The sequence below is a fragment of the Psychrobacter sp. SCQQ22 genome (assembly GCF_015864605.1).
Taxonomy (GTDB): Bacteria; Pseudomonadota; Gammaproteobacteria; order Pseudomonadales; family Moraxellaceae; genus Psychrobacter; species Psychrobacter fozii.
Genome location: NZ_JADYWZ010000003.1, coordinates 352,105 through 370,475, shown reverse-complemented (window position 1 = coordinate 370,475; position 18,371 = coordinate 352,105). Strand labels below are relative to the sequence as shown.

17 protein-coding genes are annotated in these 18,371 nt (G+C 44.5%); 9 read left to right on the top strand and 8 right to left on the bottom strand.

The genetic code is table 11. The annotated features are described in order from the left end of the window. Positions 1–27 precede the first annotated feature (27 nt). Positions 28–1,767 carry a glutamine--tRNA ligase/YqeY domain fusion protein gene (locus I6E84_RS06370; RefSeq protein ID WP_197216880.1) on the bottom strand — a complete coding sequence of 580 codons (1,740 nt, stop codon included), beginning with the start codon at positions 1,765–1,767 and terminating at the stop codon, positions 28–30. A gap of 273 nt (positions 1,768–2,040) precedes the next feature. Between I6E84_RS06370 and I6E84_RS06365 the strand changes: the two genes are divergently transcribed. Continuing rightward, positions 2,041–2,556, top strand: a complete 516-nt coding sequence (locus I6E84_RS06365; RefSeq protein ID WP_194197192.1) for a peptidylprolyl isomerase — start codon at positions 2,041–2,043, stop codon at positions 2,554–2,556. A gap of 102 nt (positions 2,557–2,658) precedes the next feature. Beyond that, on the top strand, positions 2,659–3,513 hold the full coding sequence (locus tag I6E84_RS06360; RefSeq protein WP_197216878.1) for a UDP-2,3-diacylglucosamine diphosphatase: 855 nt from the start codon (positions 2,659–2,661) through the stop codon (positions 3,511–3,513). A gap of 106 nt (positions 3,514–3,619) precedes the next feature. On the opposite strand, the gene orn is transcribed toward I6E84_RS06360, so the two are convergent. Continuing rightward, positions 3,620–4,207 carry an oligoribonuclease gene (gene orn, locus I6E84_RS06355; RefSeq protein WP_197099964.1) on the bottom strand — a complete coding sequence of 196 codons (588 nt, stop codon included), beginning with the start codon at positions 4,205–4,207 and terminating at the stop codon, positions 3,620–3,622. 228 nt (positions 4,208–4,435) lie between these two features. Between orn and rsgA the strand changes: the two genes are divergently transcribed. From rsgA to secB, 4 genes are all read left to right on the top strand, one after another. Continuing rightward, on the top strand, positions 4,436–5,539 hold the full coding sequence (rsgA, locus tag I6E84_RS06350) for a ribosome small subunit-dependent GTPase A (RefSeq protein ID WP_110922609.1): 1,104 nt from the start codon (positions 4,436–4,438) through the stop codon (positions 5,537–5,539). A gap of 142 nt (positions 5,540–5,681) precedes the next feature. Further along, the gene (locus I6E84_RS06345; protein WP_110922608.1) at positions 5,682–6,137 is read left to right on the top strand and encodes a rhodanese-like domain-containing protein; all 456 of its coding nucleotides are present in this window, start codon (positions 5,682–5,684) and stop codon (positions 6,135–6,137) included. Between the two features lie 268 nt (positions 6,138–6,405). Then, positions 6,406–6,669: a glutaredoxin 3 gene (gene grxC, locus I6E84_RS06340; protein WP_197216876.1), complete on the top strand. Its 264-nt coding sequence runs from the start codon at positions 6,406–6,408 to the stop codon at positions 6,667–6,669. A 183-nt stretch (positions 6,670–6,852) separates the two neighbouring features. After that, entirely contained in the window at positions 6,853–7,305 is a 453-nt protein-coding gene (gene secB, locus I6E84_RS06335) for a protein-export chaperone SecB (protein ID WP_110922606.1), read from the top strand. Positions 7,306–7,539: 234 nt separating this feature from the next. Here the strand turns inward: secB and adk are convergent, their stop codons facing one another. From adk to I6E84_RS06305, 6 genes are all read right to left on the bottom strand, one after another. Next, on the bottom strand, positions 7,540–8,196 hold the full coding sequence (adk, locus tag I6E84_RS06330) for an adenylate kinase (RefSeq protein WP_110922605.1): 657 nt from the start codon (positions 8,194–8,196) through the stop codon (positions 7,540–7,542). Between the two features lie 219 nt (positions 8,197–8,415). Next, the gene (ccmI, locus tag I6E84_RS06325; RefSeq protein WP_197216874.1) at positions 8,416–9,696 is read right to left on the bottom strand and encodes a c-type cytochrome biogenesis protein CcmI; all 1,281 of its coding nucleotides are present in this window, start codon (positions 9,694–9,696) and stop codon (positions 8,416–8,418) included. Then, positions 9,693–10,187, bottom strand: coding sequence for a cytochrome c-type biogenesis protein (locus tag I6E84_RS06320; protein WP_245905654.1), 495 nt, complete (start codon positions 10,185–10,187; stop codon positions 9,693–9,695). Before I6E84_RS06320 ends, ccmI begins: the two co-directional genes overlap by 4 nt. Before the next feature lie 65 nt (positions 10,188–10,252). Continuing rightward, complete coding sequence (locus tag I6E84_RS06315; RefSeq protein ID WP_197216870.1) at positions 10,253–10,912, bottom strand: DsbE family thiol:disulfide interchange protein; 660 nt, start codon at positions 10,910–10,912, stop codon at positions 10,253–10,255. Then, positions 10,912–12,942, bottom strand: coding sequence for a heme lyase CcmF/NrfE family subunit (locus I6E84_RS06310; RefSeq protein ID WP_197216868.1), 2,031 nt, complete (start codon positions 12,940–12,942; stop codon positions 10,912–10,914). The genes I6E84_RS06315 and I6E84_RS06310 overlap by 1 nt, the downstream gene beginning before the upstream one ends. 233 nt (positions 12,943–13,175) lie before the next feature. Next, a complete protein-coding gene (locus tag I6E84_RS06305; protein ID WP_197099958.1) occupies positions 13,176–14,507 on the bottom strand; it encodes a hypothetical protein in 1,332 nt (443 codons plus the stop codon). Positions 14,508–14,987: 480 nt separating this feature from the next. Between I6E84_RS06305 and mrdA the strand changes: the two genes are divergently transcribed. From mrdA to rplM, 3 genes are all read left to right on the top strand, one after another. After that, on the top strand, positions 14,988–16,967 hold the full coding sequence (mrdA, locus tag I6E84_RS06300; protein WP_197216866.1) for a penicillin-binding protein 2: 1,980 nt from the start codon (positions 14,988–14,990) through the stop codon (positions 16,965–16,967). 24 nt (positions 16,968–16,991) lie between these two features. Continuing rightward, a complete protein-coding gene (gene rsmD, locus I6E84_RS06295) occupies positions 16,992–17,681 on the top strand; it encodes a 16S rRNA (guanine(966)-N(2))-methyltransferase RsmD (protein ID WP_197216864.1) in 690 nt (229 codons plus the stop codon). 253 nt (positions 17,682–17,934) lie between these two features. Then, a complete protein-coding gene (gene rplM, locus I6E84_RS06290; protein WP_010199223.1) occupies positions 17,935–18,363 on the top strand; it encodes a 50S ribosomal protein L13 in 429 nt (142 codons plus the stop codon). The last annotated feature ends 8 nt before the right edge of the window (positions 18,364–18,371 follow it).

The following is an 18,371-nucleotide window of genomic DNA, read 5'->3' as shown; positions in this document are numbered from 1 at the left end:
AACACATTTTGCATCGCTCGTTATGCATTAAGCAGGTTTATAGCTATCACGCAAGCTAACGATTTGGTTAAAGACTGGTTTATCCGTGCTGTGGTCTTCGCTATCAGAGATAAAGTAACCTTCACGCTCAAACTGAAAACGCGTGCCAGCGTCAGCATTGGCAAGTGATGGTTCAACCACGGCATTAAGTTCAGTCAACGAGTTGGTATTCAATGCTTGATGGACATCAGCAACGCTGCTTGGGTCTTCAACACTAAATAGCTGCTCATACATACGCACGGTTGCTGGAACACCTTGACTGGCCGATACCCAGTGGATGACACCCTTGACCTTACGGCCTTCAGGATTTTGACCCAACGTAGTCGGATCAATGGTGGCTTTTAGCTCAACCACATTGCCCGCTTCATCCGTAATATGCTCAGTCACTGCCAATACATAGGTATTACGCAGACGAATTTCTGGCTTTTCTGGTGACAAGCGCTTATAGCCTGCTGGCGGTTCAATCTCGTAATCGCCTTGATCGATATATATCGTCTCAGTGAATGGGATTTCACGTTCGCCCATATCGACATTGGGATGGTTCGGCTGAGTCAACCATAAGGTTTGTGCGGCATCATCAAAACGCGCGTTGACGCTATCCGCTTTTAGAGAGTCCCAGCTGCTAACCGCTTCTGCAAAGTTAGTGATGGTCACTTTTAATGGCTTGAGTACTGCCATACCACGGGCAGTCGTCGTCTCTAACGACTGACGAATACTAAACTCTAATAAGCGAAAATCAACCACGCTATCTACTTTCGTCACGCCCACACGTTCACAGAAGTCACGTAAACCCTCTGGCGTATAACCACGGCGACGCATACCAGCGACGGTTGGCATACGTGGATCATCCCAGCCACTAACGATGTTTTCATCAACCAACTGCTTAAGTTTGCGTTTACTGGTCAACGTATGGTCCACATTCAAGCGGCTAAACTCGTACTGGCGCGGCGGCGTGGCAAAGCCAACTTTTTCGATGACCCAATCATAGAACGGGCGATGGTCTTCAAACTCTAGCGTACATAGTGAGTGAGTAATCCCTTCGAGCGCATCAGAGAGCGGATGGGCAAAATCATACATAGGATAGATGCACCATTTATCCCCTGTTTGATGATGCGCTTGATGCATGACACGGTAGATGACAGGGTCACGCATGTTCATGTTTGGGCTTGCCATATCAATCTTGGCGCGCAACACGGCTTTACCTTCAGTATACTTGCCCTCTTTCATATCATTAAAGAGCGCTAGGTTTTCTTCAACACTGGCATCACGCTGCGGAGACGGCGTGCCTGCCTCATTGAATGAGCCACGGTTCTCTTTCATCTGTTCAGGCGATTGTAAGTCAACATACGCATCACCTTGTTCAATCAACTGTACTGCCCATGCATGCAACTGGTCAAAGTAGCCTGATGCATGGTGCGCTTCACCTGACCACTCAAATCCTAGCCATTTCACATCGTTTTCGATATTGTCGATGAAGTCTTGCTTTTCTGCCGTTGGGTTGGTGTCATCAAAACGCAGGTTACACACACCGTCGAATTCTTTAGCCACGCCAAAGTTTAAACAGATAGATTTTACATGACCCAAATGTAGGTAACCGTTTGGCTCAGGCGGAAAACGCGTCACAATCTGTTGCTGTTTTTGCGCTTTGATATCGTCACGAATAATATTACGAATAAAGTCGTTTTTGTGTTCGTCTTTTTGTGCATTATTGCTTGAGTTCTCACTCATCGGGTATTGCTCCTAACGCAAATTGTCAGTTCATGATGCATGCCATCACACATCATGGAAAATTCAAACCAAACTATTAAAAACAGGTTATCAAAAATGATAATAAAAAGTTAAAGTTGCGTTATTCTATCAGCTTTTGCGAACGCATTAACAGCCTGATACATGACACAGACTAAAAAAGCCGTTAGACTACCCATGACTTTTTATTAACCAGCTTTTTACCCACCACTTGACAGCATCATTTAAGGCGCTGCAATCAAAGAGGAATATCACATGGTAGACATGCCACCAGTAGTAGAACTTGACACCAGTATGGGTGCGATCGTTATCGAACTCAATGAAGAAAAAGCACCAAAAACCGTAGAAAACTTTTTGAACTATGTAAAATCTGGTCAATATGACGGTACGATTTTTCATCGCATCATTGATGGTTTCATGATTCAAGGCGGCGGAATGGACGCTGAAATGAATGAAAAACCAACCAATGCTCCCGTTGAAAACGAAGCAGATAATGGTCTAAAGAATGACAAAGGTACGATTGCGATGGCACGTACGCAAGATCCGCATTCAGCAACCAGCCAGTTCTTCGTAAACGTAAAAGACAACGATTTCCTAAACCACACTGGCAAAAATATGCAAGGTTGGGGCTATACTGTATTTGGTAAAGTCACAAGCGGTATGGATGTCATCGAAAAAATGCGCGGCGTACCAACAGGTCGTTTCGGTATGCATGCTGATGTACCAAAAGAGCCAGTCGTTATCAACTCAGCGACCATCATTACTCAGTAATTGTTTCTCATTAGCAGTCTAAGTAGTCATATTTACTCAATAAGCACTTATTAGAATAACTTTTTAAGAAAGCATTCTGCTAAGTCACGAGGATAAAGATAAATGCAAACTTTTAATCATTTAATCACGACCCGCCCTCATGAGGTGCGGCAAGTTTTGATTAGCGATTTGCATTTATCGCCTGAAGAGCCTGCCTTAGTGCAGGCTTTTTTGGCACTGCTTGATGATTGCCTTGCCTTGCCTGCTCTCAAGCGTCTATTCATCTTGGGTGATTGGTTCGAAGTATGGCTGGGTGATGATGTTTATCTATCGTTGTCAGAGGATGAACGCCAAACCCATTGGCTCACCCCGCTTATCGTAAAGTTAAAAGCACTGCGAGTGGCTGGCTGTGAGATTTTGGTGATGCATGGCAATCGTGATTTTCTATTAGATCAACCATTCTGTAATTTATTCGGTGGTGAGCTCATTTATGAGCCATACACCTTACCTGTCGGACAGCAAAAATACCGATTAGAGCATGGCGATGCGCTTTGTACCGATGATAAAAAATATCAGTTCTTTCGCAAGATAATGCGCAACCGATTGACTCAATGGTATTTGCTAAATAAATCATTAGAAAAGCGCTTGGCGATTGCAGATAACATGCGGCAAAAAAGTCAAAGAAATAACGCTAATAAAGCCACCCATATCATGGATGTCAATGCAGACGCAGTCAGTACAGTGATGGCTGATAGTGATGCCTTATTACACGGGCACACTCATCGTCCAGATATTCATCAAACTGCCAATGATAAAATGCGTTATGTCTTAGGTGATTGGCGACTACTAGATAAAGAAACACGCCAGCCGAAAGTCAGTGCCGTTATTGGTGCAGTGACAAGCACCGAATATACAAATGACAGCTTTAGTAATAATGATACTGAGTTTGGATTATTTGAGTTTAAAGCACTCGTTTGATGTGATTTTTGAATATATTTTGAAAACAAAAAGGGTCTGTTGAACTATCAACAGACCCTTTTTACTATTTCGCAACTGCTCGCTTGTATCTAGAGCACTTTCCGCTTTAAGGAATTAACTTAAAGAAATGCTGACGATAGTGCTTTAGCTCACGGATAGAGTCACGTATATCATCTAGGGCTAAATGACTGCCGCCTTTTTCAAAGTTTCTTAAGATATCAGGACGCCAGCGGAAACAAAGCTCTTTGATAGACGACACATCTAGATTGCGATAGTGGAAGAAGCGCTCAAGCTCTGGCATTTGGCGTGCCATAAAGCGACGGTCTTGACAGATTGAGTTGCCACACATTGGCGACTTGCCACTATCGACCCATTTATTTAAAAACTTAATGGTCTCAGCTTCAGCTTCTGCCAATGTCACCGTACTGCGACGCACACGGTCGACCAATCCTGACTGACCATGTTGCTTGGTATTCCAGTCATCCATCTTATTTAAGACTTGATCAGATACCTTAATGGCAAACACAGGGCCTTCTGCCAATACATTCAAATCTTCGTCAGTGACGACAGTGGCAATCTCGATAATCTCGTCATTGACGGTATCAAGACCTGTCATTTCTAGGTCAATCCATACCAGCCCTTTTTTGCCTTGGTTTCTGATTTTGATTTTATTGGGATGGTCATCGGTACTCATATTTTGTCCTATGGTCAATCAAGCTTGGAACAACTTTGGGGCAATTTGAACTAAATAAACCACATATAAATGGTCATGCTCAAATGATATTATGTTGCGCTGACGGATTCATAACGCCTCAAAAACTTAAAACATTACAAAACCACCGTCTGGTATAGGCGCTTTAGGCTGTATGTTAGCAAATTTTCACGCTACACTTAGCAATATTTTTTTAATAGGTTCAAACCCATGGCATTAATCCGGCAACGCAAACTGACCAAACAGCAGATTCGTCGCATCGACAAGCAGCAATTGTTAAGTCAAGACAGCATCGATGACAGTTTGATGGATGGCGTGGTCATGGCGCATTACGGTAAGCAACTAGAAGTACAAGTCACCAGTTTGCCTGCTGTGATACCTGAGCAGCCAGAGATTGGGCCTGATGATCCTGAGCCGTTTTGGCAAACGCTTGAGTTGGGTGATATCTGGCGCTGCCATGTGCGTACCAATTTGCCGATGCTAGCGGCTGGTGACCAAGTACGCTGGAATGCCGACTCCAATACAGGCTTTGGACGTATCGAGTCCGTCAAACCACGCACCTCGCTAGTCTCTCGACCTGACCGCTATCATAAGCTTAAACCTGTCGCTGCCAACGTCGATATTTTGGCCATTGTCTTCGCACCTCTGCCTGCTGCTGCACCCACACTGATTGATCGCTACCTAGTGGTTTGTCATCTTGCTGACGTAAAGCCATTATTGGTGCTGAACAAAGCCGATTTACTGGCGCAAGAGAACGGTGTCGATACCAATGAGCTATTGGCACAATATGCAGCACTTGGTTATGAGAGCGTCTTAACCTCAGTCGACTGCCCTGAAAACGTCGCTGATAGTGATGAGCAAGAAGGACTGGACGAGCTAAAACGCTACATAGATAAAAAACTGGTTATCTTTGCCGGACAGTCTGGTGTTGGTAAAAGCAGTTTAATCAATGCGCTACTGCCAGAATCTGGTCAAGTGGTAAACATCATCTCTGAAAACTCGAAGCTCGGTCAACATACCACCACCACCAGCCGCTTATTACCGTTTAATCCAGATGACTTAACCCAAGGTGGCATCGTTGACACGCCCGGTATCCGTGAATACGGTATTTGGCATTTGAGTCCAGATGACATCATCTCGGGCTTCGTTGAGCTTGCACCACTAGCAGGCTACTGTCAGTTCCGTGACTGTCGTCACACTCACAACAGCAAAGGCTGCGCATTATGGCAAGCCGTGGCTGATGGTGAAGTATTGCAGCGCCGTGTCGAAAACCTCGTGACCCTTAGAGAAGAGGCCGATACTAAACCTTATTAATCGCGGCCTTACTAATCGTTCATCACTAGGTTGACCATCACACGTTTACTATGGATGGTCTAATCGGTATAATAGCGCCTTGTTCAATATCGTTGGGCTGGCTTCTCGGCTTAACAGAACACTTATTTTTTGGAGGTATGGTTTGGATCGTGCGCTGGATTTTGTGGGCAACCACCCGTTTTTATTTGGTATATTGGCCGTACTTGCCGTGCTGTTTTTTGCTATTGAAAACAAACGTAGCGGCAGAAAAATATCGCCTAATACCCTTGGTATGATGGTTAACTCGCAAAATGCGCAGCTGATCGATATTCGTGCCAAAAAGAAGTTTGAGTCAGGTTATATCCAAGGCAGCCGCAACATACCTTTCACTGATCTCAAAGACCGCATAGAAGAAATTCGTGCCATTGAGCAACCCGTCATTATTATCTGTGATATGGGTGTGCAAGCAGGCGCTGCGATTCAGATGATCGGTAAAGATGACGTCTACCGCTTAGAAGGTGGTGTTGGTGGTTGGCAAGGTGCTGGCATGCCGTTGGTTGGTGTAAAAGATGTCAAGCCAAAGAACAAAGGCAAAGCCAAGCCGAGTTTGCATAAATAGCAAATCTTATGACTATTTAGAAAAATGCTCAGTGGGCATCAATTGATATCTGATTGATACGCTTAAAAAAAGACACCTTATCGATAGGTGTTTTTTTGTTTGTGGCATTTATGCTACCCTCAGCGCTTTTATGCGCCAGCATCTTGAATTTGATATGCTCATCCCCACTTTAATAATGAGCATCACCAAATATATTTTTAATATCAATTTATGTACTGGTATCGGATTACAATAAAACGTTTACCTTCTAAATAAATAAGGATTCATCATGACCGTATCTGTGAAAGTCTACACGACCCCTATCTGCCCATACTGCTCAAACGCCAAGCAACTGCTAAAAACAAAAGGCGTTGCATATGAAGAAATTGGCATGCATGACATGAGTAGCGAAGAGCGCCAAGCACTGATGAAAAAAACCAATAACTATCGCACTGTGCCACAAATCTTCGTTGGTGATACCTTTGTCGGTGGTTTCGATGAGCTCAATCAGATGAACCAACAAGGCAAACTTGACGAGCTATTAGCGGGTTAATCTGCTGTCTGTTTTTGAACCCACCTCTACTTATACAAAGATAGAGAGAAAGAGGTAGGTTCAAGACTAGCAATAAAAAGTATTGATAAAAATGTCGAGATTCAGTCTCGATTTATATTACAATGAACTTTGATTAAAATGACCATTTTCCCAATTATTTGATTCAATTTTAGAGGAATTACCATGGCTGACGAACAAGCACAACCGCAATTGGCACTAGAACGCATCTATGTAAAAGACATGTCACTTGAAGTGCCAGGCGCTGGTGTATTCACCAAAGAGTGGAACCCAGAGCTTGATATCAACCTATCTAGCAATGCTGAAAAACTTGATGATGATCATTATCAAATCATCTTGACTGTGAGCGTTACGGCTAAAAATGCTGATGAAGCAGCTTTTATCGCTGAAGTTCATCAAGCGGGTATTTTCTTATTAAAAGATATTCCAGAAGACCAAATCGGTCAAATCCTGGGTGCATACTGCCCTAATGTGCTATTCCCATACGCTCGTGAAGTCATCAGTGACATCGTGACACGTGGTAGTTTCCCGCAGTTATTGCTAGCACCAGTAAACTTTGATCAAGCTTACGCACAAAGCCAGCAGCAAGCACAAGTTGGTGCTGAAGGTAATGCCTAAGCTTTAATCAGAAATATGCGAGCTTTATCAGTCACATATTTTGATAAAAAGGCCGTTTACTTATGATGAGTGAGCGGTTTTTTTGTGGGTGCTTTTTAATTCTAAATGAACAGGCCATTACGAAAAATAGATTCGTGAGATATAAAACCATCAGATACAAGATCATTAGCCATAAAAAAACCCTGCTATTAAACAGGGTCTTTAATGACTATATCAATTAGCTAAAATTGATAATTAGCCTTTTAGCGCAGACAAAATCTGCTGCTTAACGTCATCGATACCTTGAGTACCATCGAACTTATCATACTTAGGCGCATCAGCACCTTTGCTGGCTTTGTCTTGATAAAAACCAACAAGTGCAGATGTCTGCTCATGATAAGTCGCTAGGCGATCACGAATCGTAGATTCTTTATCATCTTCGCGCTGGATTAACGCTTCGCCAGTCACATCATCAAGACCGTCTTGCTTAGGTGGATTGTGATGGACGTGATAAACGCGACCTGAGCCTGGATGCTGGCGGCGACCAGACAGACGGTTGACGATTTCATCATCAGGAACGCTGATTTCAACCACATGGTTGATCGCAACGTCAGCATCTGCAAGCGCTTGAGCTTGTGGAATCGTACGTGGGAAACCATCAAAGATACAACCGTTGACACAATCAGGCTTAGCGATACGTTCTTTCACTAGGTTAATGATAAGGTCATCAGAAACCAAGCCACCCGCATTCATGATGTCTTTGGCTTTTTTGCCAAGTTCGCTACCCTCTTTGATTGCTGCACGCAGCATATCGCCAGTTGAGATTTGCGGGATATCATATTCTTTCGAAATGAACTGGGCTTGGGTACCTTTACCGGCGCCTGGTGGACCTAGCAAAATAATACGCATCATTACACGTTTCTCCTTAATAAATAGGATTTTGGGACTAATACAACGTTGGGATTGGTTGTTTGCAAGGCTACCTTACCTCGTGGCCCTGCAAAGCTCAAGTATTTTAATTATTTGGGGTGATAAGTTGCGATGACTTACCTGTTCATATAACGCTGTTGCGCGCTGCTGTGTTGGACAACAGCGCTTGTGTCATAGGGGCTGACAGCAACAGATAGTCAGCTAAGGGATTTGCTGATTGATGTCTACGTTGACCTCAGTTTGTTCAGGGCCAATCACGACTGGATTGCCTGACAAGTCACCTGACTCAGCACTAGCAGTACCGCTATGACTGATGCGTGCGATGACTGCTAACTGAACCTTCTCGTCTCGAGCAGACTTCAAAGTACGTTCAGGCATCATAGCATCCAAATCACTTAGGCTAATATTGGCTTCACCTTGTTTAATGACGCTAATTGGTAACCGCTTGGCTGCAAATGGTGGACCACCTTTCACATCACGTATCGCCACAAACAGTACATCGTCAGCCTTAACCAACGGCAATAGACTTGCATTCACTTTCACGGTGACTTCGACGCCTTCAGATGCTTGCTGCTTCTGAGCACTCACACTGGCACTTAACTCATCCAAACTCGATAGCGCTTGGGTATGGTCGCCAGGCTTGGCAGAAATACTCTCGCGTAGACGTCTAATCCAGCCTTGTGCTTGGTCAAAATTACTACTGCGTGCCTCACCCATTGCCATGAGCATTTGCGCGCCTTCATGCGCAGGATTTTTAGCCAATACGCCCTCTAACACTCGGCGAGTATTAGAATCTAACTGGCCTTTATTAGCAAAAAAGCTAATCTGTGCGTAGGTAGTCGCGATTTCTTCGTTGTCGGGCGTTAAGCGGTAAGCACGTGACAATGCCTCTAGTGCCGAATCGGTCGCTTCTAATGATAAGAAAAGCTCCGATAGGCGCATCCAACGATTAGGATCATCGGCATGACGATAGACATTGGTCTGCATAGCACTAATGAGCTGCTGACCATCTTCGATCGCCCAAGATGGTGGCTGATCAATCTTACCAGTCAGTAAATCATCAGCAACTTGGCTGACTTTGTCTTCGGCTGCCCACAGCTCAAACACAGGGGTACGATCACCGACCATAACATACGCCAGAGCCGACAATACAGGTACCCAAACGATAATAATCAGGCGGCTCTTAACGCCAGGTGTGACCATCGGTGTGACTTCACGCTGAGCATCTAACAGCTGACGCTCAAGCTCAAGCTTTTGATTCTCATAGTGACTGTCGTCAATAGTGCCACTATCTTTATCGGTTTTTAATTCTGCTAAACGCTCGCGGAACACCGCAACGTTGATATCTAATAGCTGATTGTCTACTTGTTTTTCTTGTGAACGAGGCGATCTTAACCACGGTATGATAGTAATCACAGCAAGTATTAAGGCTGTAAGTAAGCTTAGAGCAATAAATAAGCCCACAGTAGAGAATATGGTCATTTTTTGTCCTCGAGACTTGTGATGTCATGATCTTTCTTATCATCGCTATCAGCACGTGATAACAAGCGATCAAGTTCAGCTTTTTCGGCAGCAGATAGCGCCGTAGCAGTATTATTTACTGTCACCCCACTCTCTCCGCTAGCCACAAGCTGGCGCCGTTTGCTTTGCCAGAACCAGCCTGCGACCAAAATGATGAGCAATAATGGCGGAAAAAACCATAAAATCCACGTTGATGGACGTACGGGCGGCTTATAACTAATAAAGTCGCCATAACGTTCCTGCATATAAGCGCGAATTTCACCATCACTACGACCGTCTTTTATCAAATCATAGGTTTTTTGCTTCAAATCCTGAGCAATCGGTGCATCAGAACCTGCAAGATTCTGGTTTTGACATTTGGGGCAACGAAACTCTTCAATGAGACCACGATACTGAGCTTCTTGCTGCGGAGAATCGAAGTCATAGACCTCAATTGCAGCATAACTGCTCATACTTAAGAGACAAGCAATGATAAAGCCTGCTAACTGTAGCGTCACCTTCTTTACTTGGTAAGCGATCATTGACACGCCTCCTGAACCTGACTCAGCTCTGGACTGATGTTTTTATCATTGGCTTCATTGAGTACCATCAAGCAAGGCGTGATACGACTTTGCCAATTGCTTTCATTGATCTCACCGATAATATGCTGACGAATAATACCCTCACCATCGACGATGAAAGTCTCAGGCGCACCCGTCAAACCCAAGTCTAATGCAAACTGACCAGACAGATCCTGAATGGACATCGAGAACGGATCACCACCTCGGTTTAAGTACCCTAACGCATCGCCAATATCGTCTTTATAATTGACACCGACCAGATTGACACCGCGCTCTTCTAATTGCATTAAAAACGGGTGTTCAATGATACAGGTTGGACACCAAGAGCCCCAAATATTCATTAGAAAGGGCTTATCAGGCAAATTCTCATTGGTCATGATGCGGCTAGTGTCTGATAACAGTGGCAGCTCAAATGTTGGTACTGGGCGCTCAAGTGCCGTATTGGTAACGATATCCGTTGGTTTACCCAAACGCATATATAACATGACGACAAAACCAAGGAATACAATTAACGGAATAACAAACCATAACTTAAACTGTTTTTTGTTCATGGTTTTTGTGTTGCTTGCCTTGTCTTTTTTCGGACTTGGGTCAGAAGAATGATTTGATGTACTCATTACTTATCCCCCATCTTTATTACTGGCGAATCCAAATCGGCCACTGTCGTAAAGCCTGATTTGTTTGCCGCAATTTGCGCAGGCGTTTTGGTTTTCTTAATACGATAACGCTGATCTAACATGCTGAGCAGCGCACCAAAGGCCATGATTAAAGCACCAAGCCATATCCAACGGATAAGCGGTTTGACGTAGATACGGAAGGCCCATTCATTACTATCTTCTGCGATAGGTTCACCAAGTGCCACGTAGACATCACGCATTAGACTCGCATCAATAGCCGCTTCTGTCATTGGCATCATGCTGATGATGTAATTACGTTTATCAGGGTACAGTGTCGTCACCGCCTGACCGTCTTTGGTAATCTCAACTTCAGCTTGTGTCGCATCAAAGTTACTGCCTTTTACTTCACTAAAGCCTTTAACGGTAAAGTCATAGCCTTGGACATGAACGCTGTCATTTGGTCCAAGCGCGACATCCCGCTCGATACTCAACGTGCTGGTAAAGGCAATACCAATAACCGCCACAATCACACCAACGTGAGCGGTCTGTTGACCCCAATAGCTCAGACGTAATTGACGTAATCCCTTAAAGAAACTCGGGGCATTTTTGGTTTTATCTTTGAAATCCACCACCATCCAGAACAGCACCCAAAAACTGACTGCCAACGTGACGCCAATGTTGAGCATCGCAGACGGGCTAGTGAAATACGTGATAACTGCTGCCAATACAACACTACTTGCCGCAATCACCATGCCGGCGCCCAATAGCGGACGGCTGTCTTTTTTCCAGCGAATATTAGAGCCCATACCCATCGCAACTAATATCAACCAAGTTAATGGGACAAATAGCGCATTAAAATACGGAGGGCCGACAGAGACTTGTCCTAAATTGAAGGAATCAGCAATAATAGGATATAGCGTGCCGAGCAATACGACCAACGTCGAAATCAAAAGAATGACGTTATTAATAACTAAGAACGACTCACGTGAAATTAACTGATACTGACTTTCGACCGTCAAGCGCCAGCCGCGTACAGCAAACATCAACAGGCCACCACCGATAATCACACCAAGAATCACCAAGATGACAAGACCACGAGTTGGATCAGCGGCAAACGAATGCACAGAGGTAATAACGCCTGAGCGCACAAGGAATGTGCCCAGCAAGCTGAGTGCAAAGGCAAAAATCGCTAGCATAATAGTCCATGCTTTGAACACACCGCGCTTTTCGGTAACAGCAAGCGAATGTAGCAATGCCGTACCTGCCAACCATGGCATCAGTGATGCATTCTCTACTGGATCCCAGAACCACCAACCACCCCAGCCAAGCTCATAATAAGCCCACCATGAGCCTAGTGCGATACCCACGGTCAAAAAGCCCCAAGCAGCTAGCGCCCATGGACGCGACCAGCGTGTCCATACCGCATCTAAACGACCTTCCCACAATGCAGCCATACAAAAAGCAAATGGCACGACTAAGCCCACATAGCCCATATAAAGCATCGGTGGATGAATAATCAAACCAAAATCTTGTAGTACAGGATTTAGATCCGCACCATCAACAGGTAAATTAGGCAATGTACGGTCAAACGGCGATGAGGTAAAGATAAGCATCGCTAGCATCATCATCTGCACGCCAGCTAATATCACCAATACTCGCGCACGCATAGACAATGGTAGACCACGGCTGAAATAAGAGACCAGCGCACACCAAGTGGCCATAATGGTCATCCAAAGCAGCAATGAACCCTCGTGTCCGCCCCACGTTGCTGATAACTTATAGTACCAAGGCAACAGAGTATTGGAATGCTGAGTGACATAGACGAGGCTAAAGTCATTGTAATAAAAGCCTGCCATCAGCGCGGCAAATGAGGTAATCATTGCGGCAAACTGTGCCCATGCCAAACTTGGCGCTAGACGCTGCCATGCAACGTGGTCGCGCATAATACCGATGGTCGGTAATACTACCTGCAAAATCGCCAACATAAAGGCGGCGAGCAAGGCAAAATAACCCAATTCTGTGATTAACATACGGTCTAACCTTGTTTACCTTGATACGGTCATAGTTTATTTGAGGGATTAGAATGTTAAGACGTTATAAGCATCCAGTATTTGTGACTGCTATATTTATGAGTGCGATGGTGAGCGTCACTAGCCCTTGCAGCTTGAGACGCTTACAGCATGGTACATTAGCGCCAACTTGTCACGTTTTTGTATCCACTCTGTATGCGATGTGTATAAAGCGCATAAAATTTAATATCTGGTTAAGTCGATGGAAAAAAGACCAAAATAAGGTGCAGCCAACCAGCCAAAAACCCTGTCAGACCACCCAATACAATCAGCGTCATCTCGTCTTCACGAAAAGCGGGACGCAATAAATTTTGAAACTCATTTGGCGTCAATGCACGGATACGATCACGAAATAGCCCAAATATCTTACTCGCTCGGCTCTCATTCAGCTCAGGATCACGCAGTGGCACCATCGTTGCGACAATGGATTTATCTATAATCGTGTTTTTTAATTGACCATACTCACGGCGACCCAATCCCACGCGCAACGTCGTACTAATCACCGGCGACTCTAATACTTTATATAAATGTGACTTCATCAGCTCACGTGTTTGCACAGCACGGTCACCATACATCATCTCATTCATGATGTTTTCAAGCGTGACCAAATCCTTTACCACAATCTCAGCAAAAACTTCAGAGACTTCCTCCTGACGTTTCATAAAGCCACCTTGTAGACGGTATCGATCAATACGCGGTATCTGTGGTTTTATAAATGGGAAATGGCTCTGTACAGTAAAAAACTTAACATAGGGGATAAAGTGTGGCTCGACCGGATTGAAAACCATCCAAATAGCGATCCAATTGGTGAGAAAGCCCCAAATTGCTGCAAAAAACGGCACTGTCCAATGCTGCGGTACTACCAAAAATATGAACATTTGGATAAGACCGAAAATCAAACCAATCAAGGCACTGATATGCCAAATAAAATCGATCTCTTTTTGGCCTACCTTTAAAAACATATTAACCATCAACCGACGATCACCCTCCATCGTGTTGACGATCATCTTACGCATATCAACCAAGTCTTCGACATTATGGGTCAAGTCTGTCACCAACGACTGCATAATATTGGGCAGCTCTTGGTGTGCTTGGGCATAGACACGACGCTTTAACGCATAAGGCAGATTGCCCCACAGCGCAGGCGAATGATCCAGCATAATTTCATCAATCAGTGCCTCAAGGTTTTTATCGACTGTATCAGTGATAAAGACGGCCATCTGCTCAGGTTCCATCGCCTGAAAGAACTCATCAAGCGAGCCCAGTTTTGACAGCGTCTGATCAACGATGACACCTGATATCTTGCCAGCTTTTCGCGGTACGATACCTTGCCAGCCAATACCCGGCAACCCAAAAAACGGAAAGTTAGGAATACGAATACCCCAAAACTTAACCGGATAAAACAGCATTTTGAGCGCCATCCACACATGTATCCAAGTAACGAATGCCGTTACCGGCGGAATGGTTAGCATGGCAAAGAACTCTGGGTGCTCAGCTATCGCCTGCCACAATGAAGTTGTGTCCATGACTTATCTTGTCCCTGACAGGTTGATTGTCGTTGCTAATAACATACCGTTAGCACATTAGAACGCTGCACAAACACACGCTCTACCCATAATAATGACTATAAAATAAACCGCCTGATTTTAGCATACTTGCTATCCATTAGCACACGTAGACCCTAGCCAAGTTGTGACCAGACATGACACGTTTTATCGTTCACCTCAGACGGCAAACGCAGAAATATAAGCTATCATTGATGTGCCAATAATAAAGACAAAACAGACAGTGAAGTACTGCGTCCTCGCGTTTGTTCTGTTATAATTTGTGATTAAGTGACAACGAATATCTATAGACAGATTGTATATGTCATCATTTCCAACCATATCGCTTATGTGTTTGAAATCCTTTGTATTGTCCTTTTTGCTCACCGCACTTTGGTTAACGACCCCGCCTATCTTATTTCTCTTTAATTGACTTACTGACCGTTTGGGCTCTGACTTTATATGAATAAACCGATAACTCCCAACACCGATCAGGTCAATCGAATTTTTACCAACCGTATCATTGTCTTTGGGTTTTTAATATTCATTGGCTTAGGCGGCCTGATAACGCGTTATGGCTACCTACAAGTCTACGCCCATGACAAGTACACCACACAAGCTGATAACAATCGAATCAAGCTGATATCTGCACCGCCTAGCCGTGGCTACATTTATGATCGTAACGGGGTCATACTCGCGGACAATCAACCCGTATTTACGGCGATGTTAAGCCCCAACGAAGTTGAAAATCCAGAGCGTACATTACAGCTACTCGCACCTATTTTTGATCTGACAGAAAAAGACATTACTGATATTTTGGCGCGCCTGAGCAAAAGCAAAAATGACCCTGTCACGATCAAAATCGACGTGACTGATGCACAACTGGCACAGTTTAGTGAACGTAAGCCCTTTTTTCGTGGTGTCAGCATTCAGAGTAAGCTAACGCGCTCTTATCCTTATGACAAACTATTTGCACACGTCATTGGCTATGTCGGTCGTATCAATGACAAAGAAAGCAAACGTATTGATAAAGAACGCTATGCTGGTACTGACCTCATCGGTAAGATTGGCATCGAAGATTACTATGAAGACATCTTGCTTGGGCAGCCGGGCTATCAATCGGTCGAAACGGATGCCCTTGGCAATATTGTCCGTCAGCTAGATACCAAGCCACCTATAGCGGGTAACGACATTACGTTGAGCTTGGACTATGGCTTACAAACGATCGCCCAACAGCAGCTGGATGGTCGTCGCGGTGCCATTGTCGCAATCGATCCAAAAAATGGCGACGTATTGGCTTTTGTCAGTAACCCAAGCTATGACCCCAACCCTTTTATCTCGGGTATCTCCTTTAGAGACTACGGTGATTTGCGCGATGACCTTGATCAGCCATTGTACAATCGTGCGTTACAAGGTATGTACCCGCCTGCTTCGACTATTAAGCCCTTTGAAGGGCTGGGCGGTATCCATTATGGCTTGCGTAATTGGGAAACCACTATTTATGACCCCGGTTATTTTAGCCTACCGGGAGACTCACATCGATTCCGCGACTGGAAGCGCGGTGGCCACGGGTCAGTAGATCTCAAAAAATCAATCATGATGTCGGTGGATACGTATTACTACAAACTGGCCTATGAAATGGGTATTCAGCGCCTACACGATTGGATGACACGCTTTGGGTTTGGTCAGCAAACAGGCATTGACTTGCCTAATGAAAGAGCAGGCATCATGCCATCGCCAAAATGGAAAAAAGACACTTATGATAGACGTTGGTTACCAGGTGAGACCATTTCAGTCAGTATCGGTCAAGGGTATTTCCTAGCCACCCCTCTACAAGTTGCCAACGCCACAGCCATGACGGCGAATAAGGGCTATCATATTACGCCGCACTTATTAAAAAATAGCGATGGTGCAGCAGAGGTCAAAGTTATCACCAAACCAGATGGTAAGATTGACTATAATGGCAAGCCCTCTGACTGGTTACGCATGCATGACGCGATGGAAGCCACGATCAAAAGCGGTACTGGGCGAGGTATCTACACACCGCGCTATCGCATTGCAGGTAAAACGGGTACGGCGCAGGTAAAATCGATTGCGCAAGGTAAACGTTATGACAAGTCCGCCATAGACAAACGCTATTGGGATCATGCTTGGTTTAATGGCTTTGCGCCAGTAGAAGATCCTCAGATTGCCCTTGCCGTATTGGTCGAAAATGGTGGTGGCGGTAGTAAAGTCGCTGCACCTATCGGTCGCGCCTTATTCGATTACTGGGTATTACAACGCAAAACCAATCCTATACTGCCGCCAACAGCTGATGAGTTAAAAGCCATCAAACGTCAAAAGGCATTTGATAAAGCACTACGTGATGCGCTGCGTGATAAAGAAGAGCAAGCCCTAAAAGAGCAAACTGAAACTGTAACAGAAGCAGCAACGCCTGAATAAAAAAACGGTCAGCGAGAAAATATCATGAAAAAGTCTATGAGTAGCCGCGATACTAAGAAAAACCACAAGACAAAAAAGGCATCTGCTGGTGGCGATGTACGTATCATTGGTGGCCAATTTAAACGCCGCACCGTGAGCTTTATCGACGCAGAAGGTTTACGCCCGACCCCAGACCGTCTGCGAGAGACACTGTTTAACTGGCTACTGGCTGATATTCATGGGGCTTATGTACTCGATAGCTGTGCTGGAAGTGGCGTACTGGGGTTTGAAGCGCTGTCTCGTGGCGCTGCACATTGCACTTTCATTGAAATAAATAATGCGCAAAGCGATATGCTACGCCAAAGCGCTTTACAGCTACGTATTGATGCTGACAGCCACAAAATCATCACTGGTACAGCAGAAAAAGTCTTAATACAACAGCAAATCGTCCCGCAAACTTTTGATATCGTGTTCATTGACCCACCTTACGCTCAGGATCTGTGGCAACCAATTTTGACAGTCCTAATTACTCAATCATTAATCGATACTGACACGCTCATTTATTTGGAAGCTGACAAAGATTTAGAGAGTCAACTACAGCAATTGGCAAATACTTTGAATAATAATTTAACTGCTCAAGAGCAGACAACCCTAAAGGTTGTGGCGTTTGAATGTTTGAAACAAACCAAAGTTGGACAAGTTGTCGCTGGACTTTATCGGCTATCATCGTCATAATTGCACGGTGATTACCAAACGTAACATTGACGGTTATGTCATTTGTCATGTTTGATAAATCACTTAATACCCACTAAAAATGTCTAAAACCGCTTAAAACTGGCCAAACGCTGCAGTTAAATGTATATAAGGCAAAAATAAACCCTAATGCAGCTTGCAAGCGTAGGCTCTACTGCTTATAATGTGCAGTCTGTTTTTTGAGAGCCCCGTTCCCAGCTAAACTCTCAACGAATTCTAATTTTAAGGTTTTATCATGAAAACACTTAGTGCAAAACCAGCTGAAGTGACCCATGACTGGTATGTCGTAGATGCTGACGGCAAAACCCTTGGTCGCTTAGCCACTCAAATTGCTACTCGCTTACGTGGCAAGCATAAGCCTTCTTTTACGCCGCACGTTGATACTGGTGACTTTATTGTTGTCATCAATGCTGACAAAATCACGGTAACGGGTAAAAAAGCGCAAGACAAAAAATACTATCGTCACAGTGGCTACCCAGGTGGTATCAAAGAAACTAACTTCAGTAAATTGCTTGCACATAAGCCTGAAGATGTTCTACACAAAGCAGTTAAGGGTATGCTTCCAAAAGGCCCTCTTGGCTATGCGATGATCAAGAAGCTGAAACTATATGCGGGTACTGAACATCCACATGAAGCACAGCAACCTAAAGCACTAGACATCTAAGGATACAC